This is a genomic window from Nocardia sp. NBC_01388 (genome assembly GCF_045040085.1).
Lineage (GTDB): Bacteria > Actinomycetota > Actinomycetes > Mycobacteriales > Mycobacteriaceae > Nocardia.
Window position 1 is genome coordinate 8,211,042 of sequence record NZ_CP109553.1, and the last position, 12,442, is coordinate 8,223,483.

A 12,442-nucleotide genomic window follows, 5' to 3' on the forward strand; every position below is an offset into this window, starting at 1 on the left:
GGGGCCGATAACAAGAATGCCGGGTGCGCATCCGACCCGGTATTCCCCAAAGGTGGAATAGTTGGAGCTGTGACAGACGCACTGACCAACCCGCGGCGCAGCCCACGTGCGCTGCCAGAGGGAGAAGCGCTGTCGGCGGAGGACCACCGGCGTCTCATCGGCGTCCTGGAGTCGGTGGATCACGCGGTCGATCTGCCCGAGTTCCGAGAGCGGCTGCTGCACGCACTGCAGAACTGGTTCGGATTCACCGGAGTCGCAGTGCTGCACGGTAATACGCTCGCCGCGGCCATGCTCGAAGGCTGCGGGGTGCAGAGTGGGTATACGCCGGAGTTCATGGCGGAGTACAACGCGCGCTGGATGGACCGGGATCCGCTGCGCAGTCCGCGGGCCGCGGAGATCATCCTGGCCCGGGGTGTGGCGCGACTCGACGATATCGAACCCGATTCCCCGTTCGTCTCGGAGTTCCTGCGGCCCACCGGTATCAATGACAAGGCTGTCATGGTGGTGGACGGTGGTTCCGCCGGGCTGCTGTTCGTCGGCATGGCGGTGGTCGACGCTGCCCGGGTCTCCGATCGTGATCTGGCCGTCCTGCACGCGCTGCGCAGACATCTCGCGCCGCTGGTGATCGAGCAGCTCGAACGCGATCGCGACCGGCGTGCCGCACATGCGAATTGGCAACTGACACCACGGGAATGGGAAGTCGCCGACCTCGCCGCGCAAGGTCTCACCAATCGTCAGATCGCCGAGCGACTCTTCATCGGCGTCGACACCGTCAAGAAGCATCTGACCCGGGTGCTGGCGGAAACCTCGTGCGCCAGCCGTACTCAGCTCGCGGTCCGGTTCGCCGCGGCCTGATCGGTTCTGCCGCCTGATCGGTTCTGCGGCACCGGCTGCTCGATCGCGGGGGTTGCGACGGGCATGCGGCGGGGGAGCAGCAGTGGCGTGGCCAGCATCAGTACTCCGGCGAGCAGGACGGTCTCGCGCGGGCCGATGACGGCCGCGAGCACCCCGCACAAGGCGGTCAGCGCCGCGATGGTCGCGCTGCTGGTGATCGACCACGCCGCGAGGGTGCGCGCCATCCTGTCGCTCTCGGTCTGTTCCATGCGGTAGGCCACGTACACCGGATTGAACACGCCCATGCAGGCGACCAGGCCGAACTGGATCGCCATGACGAGCACGAGTCCGGTTGTGCCCGAATGGACAAAAGCCAATCCGACGGACCAGCACGCACGCAGGGTGCCGCCGACGAGCAGGACCCGGCGCTGCCCGAAACGGGTGACGAACCGCCGCGCCAGCCGCGCGCCGAGCAGACCGCCGAGGCAGGGTGCGCCGAAGGCGAGTCCGTATTGGAACGGCGTGAAGCCGAGCTGCCCGAGCATGAGCACGGCCATGAGCGGTGCGGTCGCCATGATCAGGCCGCCGACCAGAATCGAATTGAAGAAGAGCGGCCGCAGGGTGGGGTGGGCCAGGATATAGCGCCAGCCCTCGGCCAGATCGGTGAGGCGCAGCCGCGGGGCGGTGCCACCGGACGGATGCGCCCCGGAACCGCCGATCGCGCGAATGCCCAAGGCGGACAACACAAAACTGACCCCATTGGTCAGCACGGTCGTCATCGGCCCGAACATGCCGATCGCCAGTCCGCCCAGCGGCGGCGCGAGCATGGTGACGGTCCACGTCGTCGCCTCGAATCGACTGCTGGCGATGAGCAGATCTTCCTGCGGCACCAGCGATTTCAGATATGCGCCGGACGCCGCCTTGAAAGCGATATCGGACGCGGCGACCGCGATCGCCACCACCAGCAGCTGCGCATAGGTCAACCAGCCGAGCGCGAAGGCCACCGGAATGCTCAGCACCGCCGCGAACCGCACCAGATCCATCGCGATCATCACCGGCCGCTTCCGCCGAAACTCCACCCACGGCCCCAGCGGTATCGCCACCAGCGCGCCCACCGCCAGCCCGGCGGCAGCCAGCACGGACACCTCGGTCGGTCCGGTATGCAGCACGATGATCGCGATCAAGGAGAACGCGTCGAAGGCGAACCAGGTCCCCAGCGTGCTGACCGCATAAGCGCCCCACAGCAATTCGAACTGCCGCCCCAGCGACCGTGTGCCCGCCATGCCCTACCTCTCGCCTGACAACCCCGCATTGGCCCTAGCGATCAAAGCGCGCCGGGAGCTGGGAATCAAACAACAGTTCGGGCGGGGTGCACAACGCCGCGTTGTATCGCTAGTGTCGAGCGCCGTGGACCTCGAGGCTGTGCGCACCTTTGTCGCCGTCGTCGATACCGGCCGCTTCCAGGAGGCGGCCGTCGATATGTCGATCACCCAGCAGGGTGTGTCCAGGCGCGTCGCCGCATTGGAGAAAGACCTCGGCGTGCGGCTGTTCGATCGGACCCCGCGTGGCGCTGAGCTCACCATCGACGGGCGGGTGTTCCTGCCGCACGCGCGCGAACTGCTCCGGGTCGAAGAGCGTGCGGCGGCCTCGGTGCGCCCCGGCCGCCGCGCTCTCCGTGTCGATGTGGTCGGCCGCCGCCTCGCACCGGCGGGGTTATTGCGCGAATTCCACAGTGCGCACCCCGAGCTCGAACTCGATGTCGTGCGGTACTTCGACGCGGCTGCCGCCATCGATGCCATCCGCTCTGGTGCGATCGATGCCTCGTTCCGGGCCGTGAGTACATCCCTGCTGCCCGCGGATATCAGCGCCACACCCATCTATGACGAACCCATTCAGCTGCTCACCGGCCCGGGACACGCGCTGGCGGGTGCCCGCGCGGTCACACCGGCGGACCTCATCGGCCATCGAATCTGGATGCCCGCCTTGGTCCCCGGCACCGAATGGGCGCTGTTCTATGCCGATCTCGCCACCGAGTTCGGCATCATTGTTGATGCCATCGGCCCCAACTTCGGCATCGAACCCCTCCTCGACGTCCTCGCGGACTCCGCGGAACTGGCAACCTTCGTCGGCGAGCAAACCCGCCTGGTTTGGCCCACCTCCCACGACCTGCGACGCATCGACATCCACACCCCGACCCCCGTCTACCCGCACTCACTCCTCAGCCGCGGTGACAACCCGCACCCCGCCCTCGCCGAACTCCGCGCCCACCTCGGTCTTGCTCGCCCCGTGCCCGGAACCTGGCGGCCCGCCTGGGCGTCGGCCCCACCGGACGACCTCTGAGACTCGTCGACTGATCAGCTCGCCCGCTTCTGGTCGGATCGAACATCGCGTCTCTCAGCGGCGCAGGCTTTGTCAGTGATGTGTGGTGTGGAGTGGGGCTGTTCGGCCCAGTTCGGGGCAGGGTGTCAGCGGGGGGTGATCTGTACGCGGTTGTCGTGGAAGACGGCGCCGCCGCCGAAGTCGGAATCGCGTTCGGGGATGGTGGCATTGACGGTGGCGCCGCCGGAGAGTTTGGCCCAGCGACCCTTGGGGGTGGCAGCTACGCCGGGGCGGACGCGGTCGGAGAGTTCGGCTATGCCTTCGAAGGAGCCGCGGGTGTTGGAGACGGTGACGGGGGTGCCGTCGGTGATGGCGCGGGTGGCGGCGTCGTCGGGGTGCAGGGTGACGGTGGGATCTCCTGCGCGGCGGAGCAATTCGGGGTTGTTGGCGAAGGTGGTGTTGAGGAAGTAGTGGGAGGCGGCGGAGATCAGGACCAGTCCGTCGCCGGGGTCGGCGGGTGGGGTGTAGGCGGGGAGTGGGTCGTGGCCTGCCATTTCGGCTCGAGGGGAGACGAATTGCAGTTTGCCGGTGGGGACGGGGCGGGGGGCGACCTTCAGGAATCCTTCGGTGCGCAGGCGGTCGAGGTCGTGGCCCTTCAGCAGCTGGCGCGCCAATTCCTCATCGGAGTCGTAGAGTGCGGGTTCGGTCAGGCCCAGCTGCTGCGCCAGGCGGCGGAAAGTCTCTGTGGTGGAGAGACATTCGCCCGGCGGCGGGACCGCCGGTTCGTTCCAGACCAGGTAGAGGTTGCCGTAGGCGGCGAGTACATCGAGGTGTTCGGGCTGCATGGTGGCGGGCAGGACGATATCCGCGTAGCCGACGGTATCGGTCGGGAAGTGTTCCAGGACAACGGTGAACAGATCCTCGCGTTCCAGTCCTCGAATCACCTTGCGCTGCTCCGGATTGGACCCGACCGGATTGGCGGCGATCACGAAAAGCGCCTTGACCGGCGGGTCGTCGACCTCCAGCAAGGCCTCGCCGAGCCGGGTCATGGACAGCGTGCGCACCGGATGGGGGAGCAGGTCGAATCGCATCAACTCGGGCAGATTCAGATCGAAGTGCCCGCTCGTCGAATAGTGCAGTCCGCCACCGGGAATCGCCCAATCTCCGGTGATCCCGGGCAGGCAGGCCAGCGCGCGCAGGGCCATACCGCCGCCCGCGTGCCGCTGCATGCCCTGCGAGGCGCGGATGGCAGTGGGCCGGGTGCGGGCGATGCGCTCGCCCAGCGCCATGATGCGCTCCACCGGCAGGCCGGTGATCCCGGCGACCCGCTCCGGCGTGAATTCCGCTATGCGATCACGGAATTCGTCCCAGCCCTCGGTATGCTCGGTGATGAACTCGTCATCCTGCGCGCCCATCGACACGATGATGTGCATGAGTCCGAGCGCCAGCGCCGCATCCGTGCCGGGCAGGGGTGCGAGATGCTCATCGCATCGCTCGGCGGTACGCGTCCGCACCGGATCGATGGCGACGGTGTACGCATCACTGTCCTGGATGAACTTCCACCCGTGATGACCCGAGGTCAGCGGATTCGTTCCCCACAGCAGAATCAATTTCGACTCGGTGAAGTCCTCCGGGTCCATCCCGCCCGAGGTGCCCAGCGTGTACTTCAGCCCCACGGTGCCCGCTATCGAGCAGATCGTCGGATCATGCAGCGACGCCCCGAGCGCATTGAAGAACCGCCGCCCGGAGAACCCCTCCAGCCCCTGGATGTACCCCAGACTCCCGGTCCCGTGGAACGGCCAGATCGCCTCGCCGCCGAACTCCTCGGTGATCCCCGTCAACCGTGCGGCGATCTCGGTGAGCGCCTCGTCCCAGCTGATCCGCTCGAACCGCCCCTCGCCCTTCTTACCGACCCGCCGCATCGGATGCATGATCCGCTCATCGGATTTCAGCTGCTCGAGGTACCGATTCACCTTCACGCACAGCGCCCCGCGCGTAATCGGATGCGCCTTGTTCCCCCGCAACCCCACCGCGACGCCGTCCTCGACGTCCACCACCCAGGAGCAGCCGTCCGGGCAATCCAGCGGGCACGCACCGAGCACCTTCATGCCTTGATCGTAAGCCGCGCCCTGGCCCGGCAGCAGCGCCGAGCGGCACATGGTGTGGCCGGGCCCACTCGGTGCGCGCCGCGGCCGGATGCTGTTGCCGAACTCTCGGATCAACCGCGCGGGCTCGGGTCAACCGCGCGGGCTCGGATCAACCGCGCGGGCTCGGGTCAACCGCGCAGGCTCGGGTCAACCGCGCAGGCTGCCCGAGTGTGCCGGGCCTCTCGGGTCAGTCGAGGCGACGGCCCGGGAGATCGGGCCTCTCGGATCAGCCGCGCAGGCTGCCCAAGCGCGCGCCGAGCCTCTCTGGTCAGCCGTGCAGACCGCCCAGGAGATCTGACCCCTCGGATCAGCCGAGCAGGCCGCCGAGCAGACCCGGACTCTGGCCGGCTTCCTGGCCGCCGCCGCTGCCGCCGATGAAGCCGCCGGGCGGCTGCTCCGAGGGCTGCACGATGACGAAGCCGCGGCCGGAGAAGGACAGGGTCAGGCCCTCGCCGGTGCTGCGGCCGATGAGGCGGCTGAAGCCGAAGGAGTCATTGCGTTTGATACCGGTCTGCAGGCTGGAGGACCAGGCCACGGCGGCCTGCGGATCGGCGTAGGTGGGCTGGTCGACATTCAGGACGACGGGTGAGCCGTGCGTGGTGATGGCAATGCGGCCGCGGCCGGTGAAAACGCAGTTGAAGAGTCCGGCATTGCTGGCGAAACCGGCTGCGCCCTGGACCATTTTGATGTTGTAGGTCAGCGACGGGTCGAAGGCGAGCACATTCGCGCCATTGATGGTGAGACCGTCGGTGCCGTCCAGATCGACGGTGTGCACATCGGCCGCGCCATTGGCCAGGAACAGATCTCCGCGCCCGGTGACCTTCATCAGCGGCACGCCCTCACCGGTCAGCCGCTGCTGTATGGCCCGCCCGATGCCGCCCGAACCGAGCGCCTTGAACTGCAGATCACCCTGGTAGGCGACCATCGACCCGGCCCGCGCCAGCACCTCGCCATTGACGGCGACCTTGATCATCTTGCCGCCCTGCTTCTGAATCCCGGCGCCATTGACCTCGGCATGAACAGGATCGAACAGTTCACTCTGCATGGGCTGGACTCCTTGCGGGAATGCGGGGGCGGCCGGCGCGGAGTACGCGGGCGGCGAATACGAGGGGGGCTGCGAATACTGCTGCTGCGCTGCGGGATTGACCTGTCCGGGCGCTCCGGGCGGCGGCGCGAATTGGCCGGGCGGCGGGACGGACCCCGGCGGCGGGGCGTACTGCCCAGGGGGAGGGGCATATTGGCCCGGCTGCCCGGGTTGCGGCGGAGGGGGTGCGTATCGGCCGGGCTGCGGTGGAGCTTGGCCAGGAGGTGGCGCGTATCGGCCTGGTGCGGCAGCCTGCCCGGGCGGCGGCGCGAACGCCGGAGCCGAATTCGGGGCGAGCGGTGGCGGCACGCTCGCGGCCGGTTCCTCGGGTTCATCGTCGATATTGACGCCGAACGCGGAGGCGATTCCGGCCAGCCCGTCGTCGTAGCCCTGGCCGACGGCGCGGACCTTCCAGCCGTCGCCGCGCCGGTAGATCTCCACGCACACCACGGCGGTCTCGGTACTCAACCCGCTCATGGGGAAAGTCAGTGCGCCCGAATCGGATCCGATGGTCGCCGTCAGCGTGCCGACCCCGGCGAAGGTGGGCGGACCGCTGCCGTCGAGGCTCGCGGTCACGACCACCTTGTCCACATCGCGGGGCAGCGCGCCGGTCTGGACATCGACCACATCGCCCGCGCCGCGCCTGTGCACATAGGTGACTCCGGGCGCGACGGGCTGATTGAAGAAGACGAAGTCGGCGTCCGAGCGCACCCGCCCGTCGGCCCCCAGCAGCAGCGCCGAGACATCCACCGACGCCGAGCTGGTGACCGTCACCGTCAATCGTTGCGCGGGCGCCGGCCGATTCTCGCCCCGGGCAAGCGTACTCACGACAGCCCGCCCCCCACTGACATCAGATTCACGTCCTCGAGTCTGCCGCGCCGGCGGCGGCGGCGCTAGACCGGGCTTGCCTCGGATTCACTCGACAGCTCCGGTTCCGGCTCCTCGGGCGGTGTGGGTGCGGACTTCGGCACGAAGGACCAGGCGAGACAGACCGCACCGAAGAGCAGGTACCCCAGCGCGACCTTCGGTGCGGCCGCCCAGCCCACCTCTGGGGCGTGGATGAGGCCGATGAAGGCGAGCGCCGCACCTGCGGCGGACGCCACGGCCGCTGCGCGGAAACGCTTTTCGAGAATGAAAGTCACCATGGTGCCGAGGACGAGACCCGCCAGCACCGCGCCGTCGCCGAAGGTGCGCAGACCGCTGTACACGACACCGGCCTGGTCGAGCGCGCCCATGCCGACCTTGTCGGCGGTGGTGCCCGCCGCGCTCAGCGCATTGTCGATCTGGCCGACGGCCCACTGCGCCAGATTCGGCAGAATCGCCGCGACCACGGCGACCGCGTGCAGGCGTGGCACCGCCTGGAAGGCCTGCGCGCCGATGAGCAATCCGATGTACAGCAGGATCGGCACAATGGCCGGGATGGGCAGAATCGTGGCGAGCACCCCGAAAAGACCAAGCAGACACATCAATCCGATGACCGCACCACTGGCCAGCGAGTAACCGGTGCGCCCGCCGGCATCCTTCCAGCCGGGGTGGCCGATGTAGACGGCCGGCGGGAACGGCGAGCCGAATCCGGAGCCGATGATCGCGCCGAAACCGTCCGCCAGCAGCACGCTCCGCAGATTGTAATTGTCACCCGCCGCGGCGGCGCTCTCCACATTGCTCATGGCTTCGGTGAAGTTGTAGACGCCCAGCGGTATTGCGGTGGCGAGCAGCGGGCCGAGATGGCTGAGTCCGTCGAACAGCAGGTGCAGGCGCAGATCCGGCAGTCCCAGCGCGATATCGTGCACGGCCTTGGACACATCCGGCACCGACATATAGCCGCCGATCCAGCCGATCGCGGTGCCCATCAGCAGTGCCACCAGGCCGATCGGCACATTGCCCGGCAGTTTCACATCGGTGAAGAAGCCGATCAGGATAATGGCGAGCACCGGCAGCCCGATCCACGCGGCCTCCCACATCTGCCCGGCCGGGCGCATGGCGATGAAGGTGATGGAGATACCCGCGAGGGTGCCGAGCATGGCGGCGCGCGGTGTGATCTTCCGAATGAACGGGCCCACGAACGCGCCGATCATGACGATGACGCCGATCATGAACGCCCAGGCCAGCCCTGCTGACCAGGCGCGCATCGGATCATTGGTCTTCAGATAGATCGGCAGCATGACCACGAACACCACGATGAACATGTGCGGCACACTGGGCCCGTACGGCAGCGCCGTCACCGTGTTCCGGCCTTCGCGGCGCGCCAGGCGCCGGGCCAGCAGCATGTAGTACAGATTGCCCAGCACCAGGGCGACGCCGAGCGCGGGCAGGACGGTGCCGAGCACATCACTGCTCGGGATCTTGACAACCGCGATGGACAGTGTGGTGAGGGTCAGGACGTTGACGAGGATATTGAACGCGAGGCCGAAGAAGGCATTGGTATCGCCGCGCGTCCACCACGGCAGCGAAAGTGGTGTGGCGGAACTGGTTTCGTCGGGGAGCTTGGTATCGACGGACATCGGATTTCCTGTTCGCTAAACCGGGGTGTGCGCGGGAGCGCGGGTGATCGGGGGAGCGGCCGCCAGTGCGTCGATGACCGCCGGGGAATCGGTGACCCAGCCGAAGATGCCGCCCTGGGCCGCGATCATCTCCAGTCCGACGCGCTGAAATTCCGCGAAATAGGAACCGACACAATCGGATACGACGAGGCATTCGTAGCCGCGGTCATTGGCTTCGCGCACCGTCGTGTGCACGCACACCTCGGTGGTGACGCCCGTGACCAGCAGTGAGGCGATCGATTTCTGCGCCAGTACCTGGGCCAGCTCGGTGGCGTAGAACGCGCCCTTGCCGGGTTTGTCGATCACCACCTCACCGGGCAGTGGTGTGAGTTCGTCGATGATGCCGTGCCCGTATTCGCCGCGCACCAGCAGGCGCCCGTACTTGCCGGGATCGCCGATGCGCTGAGAAGGGCTGCCCCGCAGCAGCTTTGCTGGTGGGCAGTCGGAGAGGTCGGGCAGGTGTCCTTCACGGGTGTGGATGACCGGCAGCCCGGCCGCGCGGGCCGCGGCCATGAGATGTGCCAGGGGTTCGATCACCTTGCGCAGCTGTGCGACGTCATTGCCGAGGCTTTCGCCGAAGCCGCCCGGTAGTAGGAAGTCTCGCTGCATATCGATGACGACCAGTGCGGTGGTGCCCGGGCCGAAGGAGAATTCTGTCGGTTGCGCCGGAATATGTTGAACTGCCGTCATCTTCGATCCTTCTGTGCGAGCCGGATATCCGAATGCGCCACCAGCTGGCGCGGCTCGTCGAGGATTCGGGCGGCCGCCGCCAGTACCGTGTCATCGGCCAGCGCGGGTCCGAAGACCATGGCCGAGAGCGGGCGTCCATCCGAGGTGGTGCCCACGGGCACCGCAATCGCGGTGAGGTCCAGCAGGTTTCCGAAGTGGGTGTAGTGGCCCAGCACGGTGTTCGTCCGAATGGGATCGGCCTGCACCTGCGCGACCGTGAACGTGGTGCCTATGGTCGGAACCACCATCACGTCGAAATCGGCCCACATGCGCGCCACCACGGCCTTGAGCTCCTGCAGTCGCTGCTGCGCGCGGAATACATCGACCGCGGTGAATCGGAAACCGCCGGTGAGGATCTCCCGGATCACCGGCAGTATGGAATCGGGATGCTCGGCCAGGAAGGTTTCGAACTCCACCAGGCGTTCGGCGACCCAGGGGCCCTGGTACAGCAGCTCGCCGGCATCCAGGAACGGCCGGAGTGTGGTTGGCGCACAGTCGAATCCGAGTCGGGCCAGGCGGTCCCGCACGCCCAGGTGTGCGGCTTGGAAGATCTCGTCGCCGAAGAAGTCCAGCTCGGACTCGGCGGGCAGGCCGACCCGCAGGCGGCCGCCCGCGAAGTGGGAACCGCGCGCCCGGCTCCAGGGATCGCCGGGATCCACGCCCGCGATCACCTCGAATACCCGGTCGAGATCCTCGACCGTGGTGGCCATCAGCGTCAGACAGTCCAGCGATTTGCACGCCGGCACCAGGCCGACCGTGCTGATCAACCCGCGCGAGGGCTTCCAGCCGACAATTCCGTTGAGCGCGGCCGGAACTCGGCCCGAGCCGGCGGTATCGGTGGCGACGCAGAACGGCACCTCGCCGAGCGCCACCGCCTTCGCCGAGCCGGAACTGGATCCGCCGGAGATCAAGTCGCCGCCGAACACGCTTCGCGGTACCGGGTACGGGGTGCGGGTCCCGTTCAGCCCGGTCGCGAACTGATCGAGGTTCGTCTTGCCGGCGAACAGCGCGCCCGCGTCCAGCAGGCGCTGTACCGCCGGCGCGGTTTCCGTTGCGACATGGGCGAAGTCCGGGCAGGCGAGGGTGGTCGGCCACCCCGCCACATCGATACTGTCCTTCACCCCGAACGGGACGCCGTACAGCGGCAGTGTGCGCGCTCCGGGTCGCCGCTCGATCTCCGCCGCTGCCGCCAGCAGTTGTTCGCGTGGCACCGGTGTGATCCAGGTGCCGTCGTCGCCGCGCGCCGCTATGGCATCCGCGACCCGCGCCGCAGTGTGCGTCGGTGAGCCGCTACCACTTTCGTGTGATGCGAGAATCTCCGCGACCGTGGGCCCTGGGTTCAGCATCTGTCGATTGTCGACAGAATGTGTGAACCCGAGAGTGCCGCAATGTATCCAGTGTGTTAGCGGGTGTCGAGATCCAGATAGGTCAGCTCGCCGTGCCGCCGGAGCGCATCCTGGGCGAGCTCCGCGTCATTGCGCTCCAGTGCCTCGAGGAGTTCGGCATGACGCCTGATGCCGTTGTGCCGCTGCGCTATCTGCGCCTCCGCACGGAGATTGCGGGCCATCGGCAGCTGTAGTTTCAGCAGGATCGGCTCGTAGGCCACATCCAACTGCCGGTTTCCGGCCAGCGCCACGATCTCGGCGTGGAAGCGCCGATGGGCATTGTCGCGCTCGAACAGATCGTCCGCGGCATCGGCCACCCGCATCTCCTCGAGTGCCGTGCGCACCGCCCGCAGCGGATCGCATTCCATCACCAGCGGGAACGCGCTCTCGATCGCGTGCCGCTCCAGCACCCGGCGCAATTCGAACAGTTGCAGGATGTCGGTATCCGACCACACCGCGACCCGAAATCCCCTGCGCGGCAGGTGCTCGATCAGCCCCTCCTGCGCCAGTAGCCGCAGTGCCTCCCGCACCGGCGCCCGGCTCGTGCCCAGCCGGGCGCACAGCGCCTCCTCGCCGATTCGGCCCCCGGGTTCGAACCCGCCACTCAACACCTCGGCCCGTACATGCCGCGTAGCCATCTCCACCAGGCTCAGCGGCAGCACCGCCCCATCCATCCGCGACACCATGAGACGAGTGTACGAATTCGATGATCAGCCGCGCCTGAGGTGGCAGGAGCGGTGCCGTCCCGAGCTGGCCGGGAACAGGGAGTTCGCGCGGATAGATATGGCCCGAGCGGCTTTCATCGCCGGACTTGCTCCCAGAGGCGAAGATAGACCTCCGCGCCGTGGAATACGTCGTTCATGATTTCCGGGCCGCCGAGGACGCGGACCGCTTCGAGCCAGTCGGCGTAGGTGCCGTAGGTCGCGGTGCCGTCGGTATTGATACCGAAGGTGCGCTGGCCCCAGGATTCCCGGTCGAAGATGACCGCACCGTCGTGGGAGGTGAAGGGGTAGTGCACGACCCCGGGGCCCACCGGGGCTCCCTGGCCGGCCAATCCGTTCATGTCCGAGCCGAAGCCGAAGCCGAAATCGGTTGTGGGGCGTTGCATTACGCGGGCATCACGCCAGGCTTGCACGAATTCCGACGGCGCGCCCGCGTAGGGGTTGACGAAACCGCCTGCGGCATAGACCCGTTGGGTGGTGCGGCCCGAGTCCCAGCCGTGCGAGGACACTACGCCGGGGTAGTGGCGCCGCTCGATGATGGACATGACTCCGTCGGCGGTGGTCTCGCTCACCCGCGACCTGGGGCGCTTCCGTCGCCCCGACTTTCTCGTGAAGAATTCGACCCAGACCGTTAGATGCCCATGGCTGGAAACGGTAGCGGCTGTCCGGTAGGCATGAGAAC

Annotated in this window: 10 protein-coding genes; 2 read left to right on the forward strand and 8 right to left on the reverse strand. The window is 67.6% G+C overall.

The window, feature by feature from the left end:
* Nucleotides 1-69: 69 nt before the first annotated feature.
* Nucleotides 70-855: a LuxR C-terminal-related transcriptional regulator gene (locus OG716_RS38720; protein WP_405135167.1), complete on the forward strand. Its 786-nt coding sequence runs from the start codon at nucleotides 70-72 to the stop codon at nucleotides 853-855.
* On the opposite strand, the gene OG716_RS38725 is transcribed toward OG716_RS38720, so the two are convergent.
* Entirely contained in the window at nucleotides 825-2,117 is a 1,293-nt protein-coding gene (locus tag OG716_RS38725; protein ID WP_405135168.1) for an MFS transporter, read from the reverse strand. The two genes, OG716_RS38720 and OG716_RS38725, sit on opposite strands and share 31 nt — an antisense overlap.
* Before the next feature lie 124 nt (nucleotides 2,118-2,241).
* Here OG716_RS38725 and OG716_RS38730 point away from each other — a divergent pair, with 124 nt between their 5' ends.
* Complete coding sequence (locus OG716_RS38730; RefSeq protein ID WP_405135169.1) at nucleotides 2,242-3,174, forward strand: LysR family transcriptional regulator; 933 nt, start codon at nucleotides 2,242-2,244, stop codon at nucleotides 3,172-3,174.
* A 125-nt stretch (nucleotides 3,175-3,299) separates the two neighbouring features.
* On the opposite strand, the gene OG716_RS38735 is transcribed toward OG716_RS38730, so the two are convergent.
* The 7 genes from OG716_RS38735 to OG716_RS38765 form a co-directional block, all read right to left on the reverse strand.
* Entirely contained in the window at nucleotides 3,300-5,261 is a 1,962-nt protein-coding gene (locus OG716_RS38735; protein ID WP_405135170.1) for a molybdopterin-dependent oxidoreductase, read from the reverse strand.
* A gap of 346 nt (nucleotides 5,262-5,607) precedes the next feature.
* Entirely contained in the window at nucleotides 5,608-7,212 is a 1,605-nt protein-coding gene (locus OG716_RS38740; protein WP_405135171.1) for an AIM24 family protein, read from the reverse strand.
* A gap of 65 nt (nucleotides 7,213-7,277) precedes the next feature.
* Nucleotides 7,278-8,885 (reverse strand): regulator, encoded by a 1,608-nt coding sequence (locus tag OG716_RS38745; protein WP_405135172.1) that lies wholly within the window; start codon nucleotides 8,883-8,885, stop codon nucleotides 7,278-7,280.
* 15 nt (nucleotides 8,886-8,900) lie between these two features.
* A complete protein-coding gene (locus OG716_RS38750) occupies nucleotides 8,901-9,614 on the reverse strand; it encodes a cysteine hydrolase family protein (RefSeq protein ID WP_405135173.1) in 714 nt (237 codons plus the stop codon).
* Nucleotides 9,611-10,999: an allophanate hydrolase gene (locus OG716_RS38755; RefSeq protein ID WP_405135174.1), complete on the reverse strand. Its 1,389-nt coding sequence runs from the start codon at nucleotides 10,997-10,999 to the stop codon at nucleotides 9,611-9,613. Before OG716_RS38755 ends, OG716_RS38750 begins: the two co-directional genes overlap by 4 nt.
* A gap of 56 nt (nucleotides 11,000-11,055) precedes the next feature.
* On the reverse strand, nucleotides 11,056-11,724 hold the full coding sequence (locus OG716_RS38760; protein ID WP_405135175.1) for a GntR family transcriptional regulator: 669 nt from the start codon (nucleotides 11,722-11,724) through the stop codon (nucleotides 11,056-11,058).
* 113 nt (nucleotides 11,725-11,837) lie between these two features.
* Entirely contained in the window at nucleotides 11,838-12,332 is a 495-nt protein-coding gene (locus OG716_RS38765) for a hypothetical protein (protein WP_405135176.1), read from the reverse strand.
* Nucleotides 12,333-12,442 lie beyond the last annotated feature (110 nt).